Origin of the sequence: Microbacterium sp. NPDC056234 (assembly GCF_042267585.1) — a bacterium.
Taxonomy (GTDB): domain Bacteria; phylum Actinomycetota; class Actinomycetes; order Actinomycetales; family Microbacteriaceae; genus Microbacterium.
In genome coordinates this window covers 24,249-41,178 of sequence record NZ_JBHJTE010000003.1, presented here as the reverse complement: position 1 = coordinate 41,178, position 16,930 = coordinate 24,249, and the positions used below count along the sequence as shown (strand labels likewise).

The window sequence follows — 16,930 nt, the reverse complement described above, 5'->3', positions numbered from 1 at the left end:
GCACCCGCCTGGCCGCGGATACGATGGATGCCGTGACCACCGTCGACCCAACGCTGCCGCTGTCCCCCTACCGGGAGATCGATCGAGCGGAGTGGGCGCGGCTCGCCGCCGATCTCGATCAGCCGCTCAGCGAGACCGAGGTCGTGGAGATCCGCGGTATCGGAGATCGCCTGGACCTCACCGAGGTGCGCGAGGTGTACCTGCCGCTCAGCCGCCTGCTGAGCCTGTACGCCACCTCGACCAAGCGTCTGGGGGCGGCCACGAGCGACTTCCTCCAGGAGGAGGACACGACGACGCCGTTCGTCGTCGGCGTGGCCGGTTCGGTCGCGGTCGGCAAGTCGACCATCGCGCGCCTGCTGCGCGAGCTGATGAGCCGGTGGCCAGGGACACCGCGCGTGGAGCTGGTGACGACCGACGGATTCCTCTATCCGAACGCCGAGCTCGAGCGCCGAGGGCTGATGGAGCGCAAGGGCTTCCCCGAGTCCTACGACCGCCGAGCGCTGCTGTCCTTCCTCACCGAGGTGAAATCGGGCGCCCCCGAAGTCCGCGCGCCGTTCTACTCCCACATGCGGTACGACATCGTTCCCGACGCCCACGTCGTCGTCCGCCGTCCGGACGTCGTGATCGTCGAAGGGCTCAACGTGCTGCAGCCGCCGCCCGTGCCCAACGACGTCGCGGTGAGCGACCTGTTCGACTTCTCGATCTTCGTCGACGCCGACACCGCGCACATCGCGAGCTGGTACGTCGATCGCTTCCTCGCGCTGCGGCAGGGCGCGTTCAGCAATCCGTCGTCGTACTTCAACGTCTTCGCGCATCTCACGGACGAGGAAGCCGTGCAGACCGCGATGGGCTACTGGAACGACATCAACATGCCCAACCTCGTCGAGAACGTCATGCCGACCAAGCACCGCGCATCCCTGGTGCTGAACAAGGGCGCCGACCACGCCGTCGAGAGCGTGCTGCTGCGCAAGCTCTGAGGCGCGACGGCCGAGGGCGCACGGGGTCCGCATATTGTTCGGAACCCTCGCAAAAATCCGCGCTTACCCTTGTGAGCATGTGTGGAATCGTCGGATACGTGGGCCCGCGGCCCAGCCAGGACATCCTTCTCGCCGGCCTCGCCCGACTCGAGTACCGCGGCTACGACTCCGCCGGGATCGCCGTCATCGATGAGAACGGCAAGCTCGGCATGCGCAAGAAGGCCGGCAAGCTCGGCATGCTGCGCGACTCCCTGGGTGAGAGCCCGCTCGCGGACGGCACCACGGGCATCGGTCACACCCGCTGGGCGACGCACGGCGGTCCGACCGATGTCAACGCGCACCCGCATCTCGCCGACGACGACAAGCTGGCCGTCATCCACAACGGCATCATCGAGAACTTCTCGGTGCTGCGGGACGAGCTCCTCGCCGACGGCGTGAGCTTCCGCAGCGAGACGGACACCGAAGTCGCGGCCGCACTCCTCGGCCGCGAGTACGCGAACAACGGCGGCGACCTGCAGCTCGCGTTCCGCAACGTCGTGAACCGACTCGAGGGCGCGTTCACTCTGCTCGCGATGCACGAGGACCAGCCCGGCCTCGTGGTCGGCGCTCGCCGCAACTCCCCGCTGGTCATCGGGCTGGGCGAGGGCGAGAACTTCCTCGGCTCCGACGTCGCCGCGTTCGTCGAGCACACCCGCAAGGCGCTCGCGATCGGTCAGGACCAGATCGTCTCGATCACCCCCTCCGAGGTGACCGTCACCGACTTCGTCGGCACCCCCGTCGAGGCCGAGCCGTTCGAGGTGTCGTGGGACGCCGCCGCCGCCGAGAAGGGCGGCTGGTCGTCGTTCATGGCCAAGGAGGTCGCCGAGCAGCCAGAGGCCGTCGCGAAGACGATCCTCGGACGCATCCAGGACGGGCAGGTCGTCATTCCCGAGCTCGACGGTCTGGACGAGCTCTTCACCGGCATCAACCGCGTGATCATCACCGCGTGCGGCACGGCATCCTATGCGGCCCTCGTCGGCAAGTACGCGATCGAGCAGTGGGCGCGCGTCGCGGTCGACGTCGAGCTCGCGCACGAGTTCCGCTACCGCGACCCGGTGATCGGCGCGGACACCCTCGTCGTCTCGATCAGCCAGTCCGGCGAGACCATGGACACGCTCATGGCGGTCAAATACGCCCGTGAGCGCGGTGCGCGCACCCTGTCGATCTGCAACACGCAGGGCGCGACGATCCCGCGCGAGTCGGATGCCGTCGTCTATACGCACGCCGGTCCGGAGGTCGCGGTCGCATCGACCAAGGCCTTCTCGGCGCAGATCACCGCGCTGCTGCTGCTCGGCCTGCACATGGGGCGCGTCCGCGGCACGGTGGCGGACGCCTCCTCCGAGGTCGCCGAGCTCCAGTCGCTGCCGGACAAGGTCGCGAAGGTGCTCGCCGAAGAGCAGGAGCACGTCGCGCAGCTGGCCGGATGGATGGCCGACACCCGTTCGGTGCTGTTCCTGGGTCGCCACGTGGGGTACCCGATCGCGCTCGAGGGCGCGCTCAAGCTCAAGGAGATCTCCTACATCCATGCCGAGGGCTTCGCGGCGGGCGAGCTCAAGCACGGACCGATCGCCCTGATCGAGCCCGGTCAGCCGGTCTTCGTGCTGGTGCCGTCGCCTCGCCACTCGGCGCTGGTGCACGCCAAGGTCGTCTCCAACATCCAGGAGATCCGTGCCCGCGGAGCACGCGTGATCGTCGTGGCCGAAGAGGGCGACGCCGCCGTGCTGCCCTTCGCCGACGAGGTCATCCGCATCCCGCTCGCCGGCGCGCTGTTCGAGCCGCTGCTCGCGGTCGTCCCGCTGCAGATCTTCGCGATGGCCCTGGCCACGGCCAAGGGCCTCGACGTCGACCAGCCGCGCAACCTGGCCAAGTCCGTCACCGTGGAGTGATCCCGGTCGGATGCGGCCGGTTCGTCCGCACCGCTCTGGGGGCCGACACGCCACCTGTCGGACGTTTTTCGCGAAAGCGTCCGACACCTGGCGTGTCGGCCCCCGTTTCGGAGTGGCAGCGCGGCCCCGGCATCCGTACCGCGAGCCAACGCCCCGGTAGGCTGAATCGGTGATCATCGGGACGGGCATCGACATCGTCGACATCGCGCGCTTCGAGCGCACGATGACCCGCACACCGCGTCTGATGGAGCGCCTGTTCGCCCCGGCCGAGCGGACTCTGCGCCTGCCGTCGCTGGCCGCGCGGTATGCCGCGAAGGAGGCGCTGATCAAGGCGCTCGGCGGCTCGGATGGCGTGCGGTGGATCGACATCGAGGTGGCCTCGGAGGCCTCCGGTCGTCCGCGTTTCGATCTCAGCGGCAGCACGGCCGAGGTCGTCGCCGATCGCGGCATCCTGACCCTCCACCTGTCCCTGAGTCACGATGCCGGCCTCGCAGCCGCCTTCGTCGTGGCGGAAGGAGTGCCGCTGTGACCGCTCCGTTCCGCGAAGCGAGGATCGACCTCGATGCGATCGCCGACAACGTGCGGCACCTCCGCGCCCTCACCGGTGTCGAGGTCATCGCCGTCGTCAAGGCGGACGGCTACGGGCACGGCGCTGCCACCGCGGCCGTCGCAGCGCTCTCGGGCGGCGCGTCCAGACTCGGCGTCGCGGAGATCGCCGAGGCGCTGAACCTGCGGCGGCAGGGCATCCACGCGCCGATCATGGCCTGGCTGCATCAGCCGGGGGAGACGTTCGTCGAAGCCGCCGCGGCCGATGTCGAGGTCGGCATCTCCTCGTTCGACCAGCTCGAGGCCGCCGGCAACGCGGCTTCCGTCGACCGTCCCGTCGGCATCCACCTCAAGCTCGAGACCGGCCTGAGCCGCAACGGAGTCGCACCGCGGGACTGGCAGCGGGTGTTCGCCGAGGCCGCCCGTCTGGAGCGCATCGGACGCGTGCGGATCGTCGGGCTCTTCAGCCACCTCTCCAACACGTCCCCGCAGGATGATCGCGCCGCCCTGGCGCGGTTCGAGCAGGGCGTCCAGGCCGCCGCATCCTTCGGCATCCATCCGGAGATCCGGCACGTCGCCGCCACCGCTGCGGCGATCGATCTGCCGGAGACGCGCCTGGATGCCGTCCGGATCGGCATCGGTCTCTACGGACTGTCTCCGTTCGACGACCGCTCGTCCGGCGAGCTGGGCCTGCGCCCGGCGATGACGCTGCGCGCGACCGTCGCGGCCGTCCGTCGCGTGCCGTCCGGCACCGGAGTCTCCTACGGCTACGTCCACCGCACCGACCGGGAGACGACGCTCGCGCTCGTCCCGCTCGGCTACGCCGACGGCGTGCCGCGCCAGGCATCCGACCGCGGGCCCGTGACCATCGGCGGACGACGGTTCACCGTCGCCGGTCGCATCGCGATGGACCAGTTCGTCGTGGATGTCGGTGACACCCACATCGCCGTCGGCGACGAGGTCGTACTGTTCGGCGACCCCACGCTCGGCGTGCCGTCTGCGACCGAATGGGCCAACGCCGCCGGCACCATCAACTACGAGATCGTGACCCGCATCGGCCCCCGCGTTCCGAGGAGGGGTGCGTGAGCGTCGACCCCGCGTTCCTCGGCCGTCGTGAGATCGCGACGGCCGACGAGATGGAGCAGCTCGGACTCCGCATCGGAGAACAGCTGGAGGCCGGTGATCTGCTGGTGCTCACCGGCCCGCTCGGTGCGGGGAAGACCACGTTCACGCGCGGTCTCGCCGAGGGCCTCGGCGTCCGCGGGCCGGTGCAGAGCCCGACCTTCGTGATCGCGCGGACGCATCCGTCGCTCGTCGGACGCGCTCCGCTCGTGCACGTGGACGCCTACCGCCTGGGCTCCGCCGCCGAGCTGGACGACCTCGACATCGACTTCGCGAGGTCGGTCGTCGTCATCGAGTGGGGCAGGGGCATGGCGGATGCCGTGGCCGATGCCTGGTGGGACATCGAACTGTCTCGGCCGATCGGCGGCGCCGACGGCGTCGCGGACGAGGACCTGGATGCCGACGCGCCGCGTCTGATGGAGATCACTCGCGTCGAGCGTGCCTGATGGCCTCCGCCAACGAGGTCTCGACATCGGCACCGCCGGCATCGGCTGCGGCGGAAGCGTTCTCCACGCCGACCAGGTCCACGATCTCGGCCCGTTGGATACGGGTCTCCCTCGGTGCCCGGATGCCGATGCGAATGCTGTCGCCCTTCACATCGAGAACCGTGACTTCGATCTCGTCGCCGATGAGCACGCTCTCGCCGATCCGCCTCGTCAACACCAGCATCAGATCAGCCTAGTCCGACCCGGCGCGGTCGACGTCGGCGACGGGTGGCACCGGCGTCGCTGCGAGGACAGGGTGATCACGGACGACGCCGATGGTCTCGATGCGCAGCGACGCCGATGTCGCCTCGGTGTACGACAGCACTGGCAGGCCATCGGTCTGCGCCGAGACCAGCCGTCGCACGGCCGAGCGCAGGTTCGGTGCGCAGACGAGTACGGCTTCGCCGCCATCGCCGGCCTCGGCGACCGCCTGCTTCACGGATTCGATGACCGCTTCCAACCGCTGCGGTTCGAGAACGATCTGCGGGCCCTCCTCGCTCGCGCGCAGGCTCTCGAGCATCGACTGCTCCAGCAGCGGGTTGATCATGATGACGCGCAGCCGACCGTTCTCGGCGAAGCGAGCGGCTACAGCGGGTCCGAGTGCGGCCCTGGCGGCTTCGATCAGTCCGTCCGCATCCGTCGATACCCTGGAGCGCAGCGCCAGTGCCTCATAGATCCTGCTGAGGTCGTTGATCGGAATGCGCTCGGCCAGGAGCGCCTGCAGCACGCGCTGGATCTCCGCCAAGGACAGCAGCGCGGGGGTCAGTTCCTCCACGGCGGCCGGTGAGACCTGCTTCAGTGCGTCGGTGAGCTGGCGGACATCCTCGCGGCTGAGAAGTCGTGCGGCGCCGGAGTGGATCACGCTCGACAGGTGGGTGATGATCACGCTCGCCCGGTCGATGACGGTCGCGCCGCCGAACTCGGCGCTGTGCCGCATCTCCCCGGGGATCCACTTGCCTTCCAGACCGAACACGGGGTCGACTCCGGTCGGGCCGGGGAGGGAGTCGAGGCCCTGGCCCAGGGCCAGCACGGCGCCGGAAGGCGCGGTTCCCCGTCCGACTTCGACGCCGGCCAGCCGGATCGCGTACGTGGACCGTGGCAGCTCGAGGCTGTCTCGGGTGCGCACCGGCGGGATGACCAGGCCGAGGTCGAGCGCGACGCGGCTCCGCAGCGTTCGCACGCGTGCCAGCAGATCATCCGTGCCACCAGTGACGAGATCGACGATGTCCGGTGCGAGGAGGATCTCGAGCGCGTGCACGCGCATCTTCTCGATCAGCTCGTCCGGGTTCTCGGCGGCGGGTCCGGATGGCTGCGGGGCCTGGAGCGCTTCGGACCGCGCTTCGGCGGCCTTGATCCGCTGCGACGCGAAGATCAGCAGCGCTCCCACCACCAGGAACGGCAGCATCGGCATCCCCGGGATCAGCGACATGACGATCGCGGCGCAGCCGGCGATCATCAGCGCCGTACGACTCTGCCCCAGCTGGCGCGACGCGGCCAACCCCATCTCCGTCTCGGCGCCGGACCGTGTGACGATCATTCCGGTGGACACGGCCATCAGCAGAGCGGGGATCTGGGTGACCAGTCCATCGCCGATCGTGAGCAGGCTGTATGTGCTCGCGGCGTCGTCGATCGTCATGCCGTGCTGCACCATGCCGATGGCGATGCCGCCGACGAGGTTGATGATGATGATGACGATGCCCGCGATGGCGTCGCCTTTGACGAATTTGGATGCGCCGTCCATGGCGCCGTAGAAATCCGCCTCCGCAGCGACTTCGGCCCGCCGCTCCCGTGCCTGCACGTCGGTGATGAGCCCCGCGTTGAGGTCGGCGTCGATCGCCATCTGCTTACCGGGCATGGCGTCCAGCGTGAAGCGGGCACCGACCTCGGCGACCCGTTCGGCGCCCTTGGTGACGACGACGAACTGGATGACGACCAGGATGAGGAACACGACGGCGCCGATGATGATCGACCCGCCGACCGCGATGTCACCGAAGGCTTCGATGACCTGTCCGGCGTAGGCATCGCCGAGCACGAGCCGCGTCGAGGCGACGTTGAGACCGAGCCGGAACAGGGTCGCCACCAGCAGCAGCGACGGGAACACCGAGAAGTCCAGCGGCTTCTTCACGAACATCGTCGTCAGCAGGATCACGAGCGCGAACAGGATGTTGACGATGATCAGCACGTCCAACAGCCCGGGGGGCACGGGGACCACCAGCAGCAGCAGGATCCCTACGACGCCGACGGGGACGGTCAGTTTGCTCAACACGCTCTTCATACCGGCGTCCTCACGGGAAGGGAATGGATGCCGCGCGCGGCGCCTCTTCGGCGCAGCGCATCGACGAACACCAGCACGCGGGCCACGGCGGTGTACAGGTCTTCGGGGATCTCGTGTCCGAGTTCGCACGCGGCATACACCGCACGCGTCAGCGGGATGTCGCGCACCATCGGCACCCCGGCGTCTGCGGCCTTCTCGCGGATGCGCTCGGCGATCAGCGCGCTGCCCTTCGCCACGACACGCGGTGCCGAGCGTCCGGGCTCGTAGCGCAGCGCCACGGCGACGTGGGTGGGGTTGACGAGCACCACATCGCTGTCGGCGACGGCTGCGATCATGCGATTCCGACTCATCGCGAGCTGTCGTGAACGACGCTGCTGACGGATGAGCGGGTCGCCCTCTGTGTTCTTGCTCTCGTCGCGGACCTCGCGCTTGGTCATCCGCGTGTGCTTGCGGTTGCGGCGCATGACGACCGAGACATCGATCACCGCGAGCACGATGCCCACGATGACGGCCGTCCGGATCAGGGCGGCTGTGCTGTCCTGCGCAGTGCCGAGAATCCAGGTGAGCGAGTGCGAGCCGCTCGCGGACAGGACGGGAACGAGCCCTGCGACGACGATCCACAGGGCGATCCCGATCGCCGCGGTCTTCAGCAGCGCCTTGGCCCCCTCCCACAACGCCTGCAGGCCGAAAACCCGGCGCAGCCCGTTGACGATGTTGAACTGCTCGTATCGGCCGGCCGGCTTGCGCAGATGCACGCCGCCCTGGACGACGGCACCGAGAAGAGTCACGACGGTCACCGTGGCGAGCAGGGCTCCGATCGTCGGCAGGACGGAACCGAGGCCGATCCCGAGTGCGTCGACGGCACCGTCCGCAGTGGGGGACGCGGTCGCACCGGCCACGGCGATCATCTGCTCGATGCCGGCGCCGGTCCCCAGCGCGATGGCGGTCGGCATCGCGACGGCGGCCGCGCCGATGGCCAGCCAGGCGGTCAGATCCTGACTGCGCGACAGGCGGCCCTTTCGGCGGGCCTCGCTCAGGTGGCGGTCGGTGGCCTTTTCGCTGCGCTCGCCGCTGTCGGTGCTGCTCACTCGCTCACCTCTCGCATCATCCGGAAGGCGAGCCCCGCGAGCGCATCCACCACACCGGGCAGCGTCGCGTACACGAAGCCGGCCAGCAGGAGCGTGAGCAGGATCTTCACCGGGAAGCCCATGGCGAAGGCATTGAGCGCGGGCGCGACGCGGGTGATCAGGCCGAGCCCCGCATCGGCGAGGAACAGGACGAGGATGAGCGGACCGGCGATCTGCACCGCGGCCAGCATCATCTGCGACACGCCTTCGACGAGCGCTTGGGCCGGCGCGGCGATCTCGAACATCCCGTCCACGGGCACAGCCACGAAGCTGCGCGCGAGGCCGGCGATGATCAGCTGATATCCGCCGGATGCGAACAGCAGCGCCAGGACGGTCATGTGGAACAGCCGGGTGAACTGGGCGCCGTTGATGAGCGACTGCGGATCGAACGCCTGCGCGAGCTGGAAGCCGCCGAACACGTCGATCAGGCTTCCTGCCGCCTGCACCGCTGAGAAGCACAGCAGCACGAGGAAGCCCAGCAGCGCCCCCGTGAGAACCTGGATCATCAGCGCCCCGAGGAACGGTCCGGTGTCCAACGGCTGGTATCCGGGGGACACCGCGGCGCCCATGGCCAGCGACAGCGCGACCGCGAGCATGGCCTTGATGCGCATGGGGATCGCGCCGTACGAGAACGGCGGGGCGAACACGAGGAATGCGGCGATGCGCACACCGGCCAGCGCCGTCGCCTCGAGCCAGACGAAGTCCACGGGGATGTGCACGTCACCCTCCGCCCAGCAGCTGGGGGATCCGGTCGAACATCTCGTTCGTGAACGCGATGATCTCGGACATCATCCAGTTGCCGGCGATGAGCAGCGCGATGCCCACTGCGACGAACTTCGGCACGAACGACAGCGTCACCTCCTGCACCTGGGTGATGGACTGCAGCAGCGAGATCGCGAACCCGACGACGAGAGCGGTCACGAGTACGGGAGCCGCGAGCTTGGCGGCGATGAGCAGACCCTGGGCGCCGATGTCCAGGACCGCCTCGGGGGTCATCCGACGCCTCCGTAGCTCTCCAGCAACGAGGTGATGACCAGGCCCCAGCCATCCACGAGCACGAACAGCAGGATCTTGAACGGGAGCGAGATCATCACCGGCGGGAGCATCATCATGCCCATCGACATCAGCGCCGCAGCCACCACGATGTCGATGACCAGGAAGGGGACGAAGATCACGAAACCGATGATGAACGCGGCACGCAGCTCCGAGATCATGAAGGCAGGGATGAGCATGTACATGGGCACGCTCTCCGGGTCGCTCGGGTTGTCCTGCGCGGACGCGCGCGCCATGAGGGCGAGGTCCTCCTCGCGCGTGAACGCCAGCATCCACTCGTGCAGAGGGACCTGTCCGACCTCGACCGCCTGGACGAACGTGAGCGAGCCGTCGATGTACGGCTGCACGGCGACGGTGTTGATGTCGGTCAGCACCGGCCACATGATGAAAAGGGACAGGAAGAGGGCGAGGCCGGCGAGGACCTGATTCGGCGGGATCGTGGGGAGCGAGAGCGCATTGCGGGTCATCGCGAGCACGACGAAGATCTTCGTGAACGAGGACATCATCAGCAGCAGCGCCGGTGCGACCGAGAGCAGCGTGATGCCGAGAAGCGTGAGGATCGAGGCCGACGGCGATCCGTCGACGCCGTTGATGTCGATCGTCACGCCCATGTCGTCGGTGCGGTCGTCGCCGCCTGGAGCGGCCGGAGCAGTGGGTGAGACGGGCGCGTCCGGCTCGACGGGATCGGCGTGGGCCGCCATCGGGATCAGCACGATGAGCGCTGCGACGACGAGCGCGATCGCGAGGATGAGGACGACGCGCCGCAGCATGCGACGTGGCTCCGAGGGTGCCCCGGCGCTCATCGGACGCGTCGCAGGGCCTCGGCCGTCTGCCGCCAGGTGCTCGGGGAGAGGATCGAGCCGTTGAGCGGATCGTTGCGGTGACGCACGCGGAGGCGCGTCGCCGGCGGGGCAGCGGCATCCTCGGCGACGGGAAGGTCGGACGCGGTGGTGACGGCATCCGTCCGGCGCCCCCGCGCGTCGTCGGCGAGTGCCGATGCGAGCAGACGATCGAACTCGTCTGCCGTCGGAGCCGCAGCGTCGGGGGTGAGCTTGTCGATCACGCTCACGCCGTGTTCGGTGACGCCGAGCACATAGCGCGCGTCCTCCGTGCGCACGATCACGACTTGCGCCTTCGCGCCGACGCCCTGACGTCCGAGCACCGTGATCGCCTGCGGTTCCCGAGTGCGATTCGTGCTGCGGGAGATCCGCCGGTGCAGGAACCAGAGCAGCCCGAGCACCGCCGCGAGCGAGACCGCCACGCGGAGCATCAGGAGGATGTCGTCCAGGATCAGACCTCGGCGTTCTCGAGGATCCGAGTGATGCGCACCGCGTAGTCCTGGTCGACCACGACGATCTCACCGTGCGCGATGATGCGGCCGTTCAGCTTCACATCGGCGGGAGCTCCGGCCGAGCGATCGAGCTCGACGATGCGGCCCGGCTCGAGGTCGAGCACGTCGCGCACCGCCATGCGGGTGCGGCCGACCTCGACGGTCAGATCCATCTCGACCCCGGCGATCCGGTGCAGTCGATCCGACGACCTGCCCGTCGCTGCGGGCGCGCGAGTGATCCGCACCGCGAGGCGCCCGATGGCGCGACCGGATTCGTCCTGCAGATCGAAGAGCTGGGCGCGCGGATCGGAGAAGATCGACGCCGCGTCCTGCACGGTCGCCTCGCCCAGGGTTCCGGCGCCGAGGGCGCTCGCGGCCGCCTCCAGAGCACCGCGAAGCCGCTGCGGCAGGGGAGCGTCGGCGAGCCCGTCGACGAGGATCAGCGGATCGAGGATCTGGACGGCCAGGCGCCCGCTCGTCTCGCCGACGTACGACGCGACGACGGCGTCGCCGTTGTCGCCGGAAGGCTGCGATGCGCGCGTGACGGTGATCCCGGCCGTGGGCAGAGTGGCCGCGAAGGCGGCGGCGACGGCGGATTCGTGGGCTGGTGTCAGGGTCACGAGTGTTCCTCTGAAGGGGTGTCGGGGATGGTGGCGGTCACGACGCAGGCGAGTCGCGCGCCGCTGGTGCCGACGGCGGCGGTCGCGACCGTCCAGCCGTCGACCACGAGATCGAGCGGCCGGTCGGCCGCGTGAGGGAGCGCGATGATGTCGCCGACCGACAGCCCGAGCACATCGGCAGGGCGAACCGCGTGCGCGGCCAGCCGCAGGGCGACGTCGACGGGAGCCGACTCCACCTGGCGCCGCATGAGGTCGGCTCTGGCGGCCGGGGTCGTTCCCGAGTCGCGTGTCGAGAACGCATCGATGATGACGTCGGCGGGCAGCATGACGCTGGCCGGGATCGTCCGCCCGCCCAGCCGCATCGACAGCCGCGCGACGATGACGAGTTCCGGATCCGCGGCGACCTGGGCGAACTGGGAGCTCTGTTGGATGCCGATGACATCCAGCCCCGGGGGCAGCAGATCACCGAGCGCCGCGCCGAGCTGCGCGATGGCCTCGAGCATGAGCGCGCGGACGAGGGCCTGGTCGATGGCGCTGAGGGCCCGGTCGTCGACGGCGGTCAGCGGGCGGCCTCCGACCATCTGCACGATCCATCCGTTGGCGACGGAGAGGGGGAACTGCACCACGACCCGCTGGTCGGTGTCGGGGAGGGCGCAGATGACCATCGCCGTCGCCGCGGGCAGCGAGTTCGCATATTCCGCGTACGTCTCCGTCGTCACCTCTTCCACGGTGACGTGCGCTCTGCCTCGGATGCGCGCGGACAGTTCGGGCGCCCACTGACGCGCGAAGGTCTCGAACGCGACCTCGAGCGTGCGCTCATGCTCCCGCGACAGAGAGGCGGAGCGACCGAAGTCGTACACCGCGACATCGCCAACGGGACGCTCGTCACGTGAGCGCGCGCTGTCCTGGATCACCACGATCTCGACTATCGGGCGATGTCAGGTCGGCGTAAGCAACGCTGATGCTCAGAGCTCCGGTCGCTCCTGCTGGAGCTCGGGCAGCAGCTGACGCACCTCCTCATCGGCGGACGACAGCACGACGACATCGACCCTTCTGTTCTGCGCCATCGCTTCCGCCGTGGTCCCGGCCGCGGTCGGCCTGGCGTCTCCGAAACCGACCGATTTGATCTGCGCAGGGTCGATGCCGTCGACTTCGACGAAATGCCTGAGCACCTGGGTGGAACGGCCGACCGACAGCTCCCAGTTGGTCGCGTACGGAGCGACCGCCGCGCGCGGGTCGGCGTGCCCCTCGATCGAGATCTCGTTCGGGACGTCGACCAGCACACCGCCCAGAGCGTTCAGCAGGGTGGCGGCTTCGGGAGTCAGCTGCGCACTGTTGGTGGCGAAGTAGGTCTCGGCGCTGACGAGGCCGACGGTGAGACCGCGCTCGTCGATCGTGAACGTCGCGGCGTCCTCGAGGTCGTTCTCGATCAGGGCCTGACGCAACCGCTCGCGCAGCTTCGTCAGTTCGTCCAGCTCGGTCTGCGCGGCGTCGAGTTCGAGCTCCAGGAAACCCTGGCCGTTCTCGTCCAGGAGCTCGGACGGGACGACGACGCCCTCCGTGATGTCGCGGACCTCCGACTCGTCCTGGCCGAACCCCGTCGCGAGGGACGCGCTGAGCTGCTCGAACTTCTCCTGGTCGACCGTGGACATCGCGAAGAGCACGATGAACATGCACATGAGCACGGTGATCATGTCGAGGTAGGACGCCATCCACCGCTCGTCGGGGCCCTCATCGTCTTCGGCGGATGCGAGGTGGCGACGCGCTCGGACGCTCATGAGTCGAGCGCCGGTTCTTCGGCGGCGGCGCGCCGCCGGCGCGGCGGTCGCCGGTCGGAGGCGAGGGCGCTCAGACGCTCACCGACGAAGTGCGGGGGAGAGCCCGCCTGGACCGCGAGCATCCCCTCCATCATCAGGGTCATCCGCTCGAGTTCGAGCTCGCCGAGTCGACGGAGGCGACCGCCGATGGGGAGCCAGATGAAGTTCGCGGACAACAGGCCCCACAGCGTGGCGACGAACGCCGCGGCGATGAGCGGCCCGAGCGTGGACGGCTCGTCCAGCTTCTCCAGAACATGGGTGAGCGAGACGACCGTTCCGATGATGCCGACGGTCGGCGCGAAGCCGCCCAGGGTGGTGTAGAAACGTGCGGCGGTGCGATTGCGGGCGGCCGCCGAGGCGATCTCGTCCTCCATCACGAGGCGGAGTTCTTCGGCATCCGTGCCGTCGGCGATGCTCTGCAGCGCCTGCTTCAGGAAGGGATCCTGTTCGTCCGCGACGGATCGCTCCAGGGCCAGCAGGCCTTCTGCGCGCGCCGTCTCGGCGTAGCCGACGATCGCTTCGATCACGGTCTGGCCGGTGTTGCGCTCGCCACGGAACGCTCGCGGCAGCGCCTTCACCGCCAGCAGCGCATCGCGCATCGTTCCGCTGGCGATGCCCACCGCGATGGTGCCGCCGAAGACGAGCACCATGGGCGCGGGGAGCAGGAGTGCGGTGAACGATGCGCCTTCCATGCTGATCATGGCGAGGAGTGCGCCGAACGCCAGGACGAGGCCGAGCAGCAGTGCGGGATCCATCAGACATCCTCCCCGGAGTGCGGCGTCGCATCGATCGTCGTCGTCCCGGATCCGGGTGCCGTCCAGCGGTGCGCTGCAGCGAGCACGCGCGCACGGAGGTCGACGATCTGGTCGATCACCTCGTCCATCGTCTCCGTGATGACGAAGGTGGCGCCGTCGACCATGATCAGCGTGGTATCGGGGGTCGCCTGGATCCGCTCGATGAGGTCGGGATTCACCGCGAACCGGGTACGGTTCAGGCGCGTGACGACGATCATGTGCGGTTCCGTCCTGGAAGGTGCTGCCCTGGCGTGGCGACGCCGGACCAGACGGCCCGTCCTGGGCCGTCGGTGATGACTGTCGGCATTCGGGCGCGCGGCGTTAGTCGAGCGGCCGTCCAGGACGTCCGCGACTCAGGCTGCGGCTGCGACTCCCACGCCAGCGGCGCCGAGGAGACGGCACTGCACGCGGAACCAGTGCTCCGCCGCATCCGCATCCCGCGTCACCATCGCCATGCGCATGCGGCGATAGGGCCCGCGGCGCTGATCCGGGGTCCCGAGGTCGAACGGCGACTGCCGGAGGTTGCGTTCCAGGACCGCGTTCTCGTTGCGCAGGACGCGGACGAGATCCGGGCTTCCGGCGTGGCGGATGATGAAGACGACGAACTCGCGCGAGCTCTGCAGGAGCTCCTCGACGGCGTCCTCCTCGGATGCCTCGGTCACACGATCCAGCAGAGCGATCGCGTCCTCCAGCTCCGAGTCGCTCATCCTGCCAACGGCGAGCTGCAGAGCGTTGCCCGCTTGCAGCACGGCGTACTCGAGCGTGCTCGCGGCCATCGCCTCCGTGACCTCGGTCACCCGGGTGTATCGGCTGGCCGACACTTCGAGGAGTCCTGCCAGTGTCAGTCGCTGGATCGCCTCGCGCACCGGAGTCCGCGAGATCCCGAGGGTCTCGGCGATCGCTTTGTCGTTGATCCGCTCGCCCGGCGCGAGGCGACCATCGATGATGGCCGCGCTGAGTGCTTCGTGCACGAGATCGCCCAGTGATTGCTGGCTGCTCGTCGGCAGACGGAGGATCTGCTCCAACTGCACGTGTTCTTCTCCCATGTCCTCGGCTTTCCCGCTCGCCGCGAACCCCCCAGTTCGTCTTCCGCTGCAATCCTATGCTTCGGACCTGACCTGGCCGAAGTGACGCATCTCCTACTGTCGGTGTCCCGGGCGCGCTCGTTAGACGAGCGGGCTCCCGCGGATGTGCGGGAGCCCGCTTCGGGCGCTCGATCAGAGGAACGTTCGAGCGCCCCGAATCCTCAGCGCTTGAGGTTGGTCAGCTCCTGCAGCACCTCGTCGCTCGTCGTGATGATCCGAGCGTTCGCCTGGAATCCGCGTTGCGCCACGATGAGGTTGGTGAACTCCTGGGAAAGATCGACATTGGACATCTCCAGAGCGCCGCTGACGATGCCGCCCAACCCGTCCTGACCGGCGGCGCCGATCACCGGTTCGCCGGAGTTCGTGCTGGGACGGTAGTGCGAGGAGCCCGCCTTCTCCAGGCCTCCGGGATTGACGAAGCCGGCGAGGGCGAGGCGGGCGAGCACCGCGGTGTCGCCGTTGCTGAACGTGCCCACCAGGCTGCCGTCATCGGTCAGGGCGTACGCGACCAGCGTTCCGGCCGCCGCACCGTTCTGCTCGCCCAGGGCTGCCGTGCTGAGTTCCGCGAAACCCGTGAGTGCGGACAGGTCGACGGCGACCCCATCCGAGACGATCGAACTAGCCCCGGCCTGCTCGCCGTCCACGAAGGCGAGGGATGTCGTGCTGGTGCCGTCCGTGACGTCCCAGCCGGTCGCCGTGCGCGTGAAGGTCAGCTGCAGCTGACGCGCGGCGCCGTCCGCGTCGAAGACCTGCAGGTCGCGGACGATCGAGTCACCGACGGCGGTGTCCGAGGGCAGGTTTCCGGTGGCGGATGCCGCGGTGGTGGCGCGCCCCGGCGCGATGGCGCCGACGGGGAGCGTGATCGCTCCGACGCCCTGGCCGGGGTTGATCACGCCGTTCTGGGCGGTCCAGCCCTGCACGAGCGCGCCGTCGGCGGTGACGAGCCGACCCGCGGCGTCGAACGCGAAGGCTCCGTTGCGGGTGTAGAGGTTCTCTCCTCCGGCGCTCACCATGAAGAAGCCGTCCCCGGCGATCATGAGATCCGTGGGAACACCGGTGGCCTGAGTCGATCCGGAGGCGAAGTTCGTGCTGATCGCGGAGATCTGGACGCCCAGCCCGACCTGGGCAGGGTTCGATCCGCCGGCGTTGGCCTGCGGCAGCGTGGAGTTCTGCACGAGTTGCGCCAGCGATTCCTGGAACTGCACGGACGAGCCCTTGAAGCCCACGGTGTTGACGTTGGCGATGTTGTTTCCCGTGACATCGAGCATGGTCTGGTGCGAGCGCAGGCCCGAGATGCCGGCATAGAGGGAGCGGAGCATGGTGGTGCCTTTCTGATGGGTTCAGGACTTCAGAGCGAGGCCCGACACGGCGTCGAGCGGGATTTCGGCATCGCCGATCGTGACGATGGGGACTGGTCCGGCGAAGGACACGGAACTGACGGTGCCGGACTGCGTGACGCCGTCGGCGTCGACGTACTGGGCCTCTTGGCCGATGAGGGCGGCAGCGGTCTGACGCATGCTGAGCGCGAAGCTCTCGGTCGTCGTCGCGGTCAGCGCGGTCAACTGCTCCATCGAGGCGAGCTGGGTGGTCTGCGCGATCATCTCGTTCGTGTCCATCGGCGAACTCGGATCCTGGTTGGTCAGCTGCGTGACGAGCAGCTTCATGAAGACGTCGGCGTCGAGGGTCTGTGTGGGCGCCGGCGTCGCCGTCGGCGGGATCGCGGGGGTGCCGACGGTTCCGGAGATCGGGGGAACGGTGGTCATGGAGCTCCTCT

At 68.8% G+C, this 16,930-nt stretch carries 20 protein-coding genes; 5 read left to right on the top strand and 15 right to left on the bottom strand.

Going from position 1 to position 16,930, the window contains the following annotated elements:
• The first annotated feature begins 23 nt into the window (after positions 1 to 23).
• The 5 genes from coaA (at position 24) to tsaE (ending at position 5,016) form a co-directional block, all read left to right on the top strand.
• On the top strand, positions 24 to 977 hold the full coding sequence (gene coaA, locus ACFCYE_RS09625; RefSeq protein ID WP_376178256.1) for a type I pantothenate kinase: 954 nt from the start codon (positions 24 to 26) through the stop codon (positions 975 to 977).
• A gap of 77 nt (positions 978 to 1,054) precedes the next feature.
• Positions 1,055 to 2,902 carry a glutamine--fructose-6-phosphate transaminase (isomerizing) gene (gene glmS, locus ACFCYE_RS09620; protein ID WP_376178254.1) on the top strand — a complete coding sequence of 616 codons (1,848 nt, stop codon included), beginning with the start codon at positions 1,055 to 1,057 and terminating at the stop codon, positions 2,900 to 2,902.
• A 169-nt stretch (positions 2,903 to 3,071) separates the two neighbouring features.
• Entirely contained in the window at positions 3,072 to 3,431 is a 360-nt protein-coding gene (locus tag ACFCYE_RS09615; RefSeq protein ID WP_376178253.1) for a holo-ACP synthase, read from the top strand.
• Entirely contained in the window at positions 3,428 to 4,534 is a 1,107-nt protein-coding gene (gene alr, locus ACFCYE_RS09610; RefSeq protein ID WP_376178251.1) for an alanine racemase, read from the top strand. Before ACFCYE_RS09615 ends, alr begins: the two co-directional genes overlap by 4 nt.
• On the top strand, positions 4,531 to 5,016 hold the full coding sequence (gene tsaE, locus ACFCYE_RS09605; RefSeq protein WP_376178250.1) for a tRNA (adenosine(37)-N6)-threonylcarbamoyltransferase complex ATPase subunit type 1 TsaE: 486 nt from the start codon (positions 4,531 to 4,533) through the stop codon (positions 5,014 to 5,016). The genes alr and tsaE overlap by 4 nt, the downstream gene beginning before the upstream one ends.
• Here tsaE and csrA read toward each other — a convergent pair.
• The 15 genes from csrA to ACFCYE_RS09530 form a co-directional block, all read right to left on the bottom strand.
• The gene (gene csrA, locus ACFCYE_RS09600; RefSeq protein WP_376178249.1) at positions 4,994 to 5,239 is read right to left on the bottom strand and encodes a carbon storage regulator CsrA; all 246 of its coding nucleotides are present in this window, start codon (positions 5,237 to 5,239) and stop codon (positions 4,994 to 4,996) included. The genes tsaE and csrA overlap by 23 nt on opposite strands.
• 9 nt (positions 5,240 to 5,248) lie before the next feature.
• On the bottom strand, positions 5,249 to 7,330 hold the full coding sequence (locus ACFCYE_RS09595; RefSeq protein WP_376178247.1) for a flagellar biosynthesis protein FlhA: 2,082 nt from the start codon (positions 7,328 to 7,330) through the stop codon (positions 5,249 to 5,251).
• On the bottom strand, positions 7,327 to 8,418 hold the full coding sequence (locus tag ACFCYE_RS09590) for a flagellar biosynthesis protein FlhB (protein ID WP_376178245.1): 1,092 nt from the start codon (positions 8,416 to 8,418) through the stop codon (positions 7,327 to 7,329). The genes ACFCYE_RS09595 and ACFCYE_RS09590 overlap by 4 nt, the downstream gene beginning before the upstream one ends.
• On the bottom strand, positions 8,415 to 9,176 hold the full coding sequence (locus ACFCYE_RS09585) for a flagellar biosynthetic protein FliR (RefSeq protein ID WP_376178244.1): 762 nt from the start codon (positions 9,174 to 9,176) through the stop codon (positions 8,415 to 8,417). Before ACFCYE_RS09585 ends, ACFCYE_RS09590 begins: the two co-directional genes overlap by 4 nt.
• Before the next feature lies 1 nt (position 9,177).
• Positions 9,178 to 9,453, bottom strand: a complete 276-nt coding sequence (gene fliQ, locus ACFCYE_RS09580) for a flagellar biosynthesis protein FliQ (RefSeq protein ID WP_376178242.1) — start codon at positions 9,451 to 9,453, stop codon at positions 9,178 to 9,180.
• On the bottom strand, positions 9,450 to 10,280 hold the full coding sequence (gene fliP, locus ACFCYE_RS09575; RefSeq protein WP_376178240.1) for a flagellar type III secretion system pore protein FliP: 831 nt from the start codon (positions 10,278 to 10,280) through the stop codon (positions 9,450 to 9,452). The genes fliQ and fliP overlap by 4 nt, the downstream gene beginning before the upstream one ends.
• A 29-nt stretch (positions 10,281 to 10,309) precedes the next feature.
• On the bottom strand, positions 10,310 to 10,780 hold the full coding sequence (locus ACFCYE_RS09570) for a FliO/MopB family protein (protein WP_376178239.1): 471 nt from the start codon (positions 10,778 to 10,780) through the stop codon (positions 10,310 to 10,312).
• Positions 10,781 to 10,800: 20 nt separating this feature from the next.
• Positions 10,801 to 11,460 carry a flagellar motor switch protein FliN gene (gene fliN / locus ACFCYE_RS09565; protein ID WP_376178237.1) on the bottom strand — a complete coding sequence of 220 codons (660 nt, stop codon included), beginning with the start codon at positions 11,458 to 11,460 and terminating at the stop codon, positions 10,801 to 10,803.
• Complete coding sequence (locus tag ACFCYE_RS09560) at positions 11,457 to 12,377, bottom strand: flagellar motor switch protein FliM (RefSeq protein ID WP_376178236.1); 921 nt, start codon at positions 12,375 to 12,377, stop codon at positions 11,457 to 11,459. The genes fliN and ACFCYE_RS09560 overlap by 4 nt, the downstream gene beginning before the upstream one ends.
• A 48-nt stretch (positions 12,378 to 12,425) precedes the next feature.
• Positions 12,426 to 13,238 carry a flagellar motor protein MotB gene (locus ACFCYE_RS09555; RefSeq protein ID WP_376178234.1) on the bottom strand — a complete coding sequence of 271 codons (813 nt, stop codon included), beginning with the start codon at positions 13,236 to 13,238 and terminating at the stop codon, positions 12,426 to 12,428.
• Positions 13,235 to 14,032, bottom strand: a complete 798-nt coding sequence (locus ACFCYE_RS09550) for a motility protein A (protein ID WP_376178232.1) — start codon at positions 14,030 to 14,032, stop codon at positions 13,235 to 13,237. The genes ACFCYE_RS09555 and ACFCYE_RS09550 overlap by 4 nt, the downstream gene beginning before the upstream one ends.
• Positions 14,032 to 14,289 carry a flagellar FlbD family protein gene (locus tag ACFCYE_RS09545; RefSeq protein WP_376178231.1) on the bottom strand — a complete coding sequence of 86 codons (258 nt, stop codon included), beginning with the start codon at positions 14,287 to 14,289 and terminating at the stop codon, positions 14,032 to 14,034. Before ACFCYE_RS09545 ends, ACFCYE_RS09550 begins: the two co-directional genes overlap by 1 nt.
• A gap of 135 nt (positions 14,290 to 14,424) precedes the next feature.
• Positions 14,425 to 15,117 carry a GntR family transcriptional regulator gene (locus ACFCYE_RS09540; protein ID WP_376178229.1) on the bottom strand — a complete coding sequence of 231 codons (693 nt, stop codon included), beginning with the start codon at positions 15,115 to 15,117 and terminating at the stop codon, positions 14,425 to 14,427.
• Positions 15,118 to 15,317: 200 nt separating this feature from the next.
• On the bottom strand, positions 15,318 to 16,475 hold the full coding sequence (locus ACFCYE_RS09535) for a flagellar hook protein FlgE (protein WP_376178227.1): 1,158 nt from the start codon (positions 16,473 to 16,475) through the stop codon (positions 15,318 to 15,320).
• A 21-nt stretch (positions 16,476 to 16,496) separates the two neighbouring features.
• Positions 16,497 to 16,919 carry a flagellar hook assembly protein FlgD gene (locus ACFCYE_RS09530; protein ID WP_376178225.1) on the bottom strand — a complete coding sequence of 141 codons (423 nt, stop codon included), beginning with the start codon at positions 16,917 to 16,919 and terminating at the stop codon, positions 16,497 to 16,499.
• Between the last annotated feature and the right edge of the window lie 11 nt (positions 16,920 to 16,930).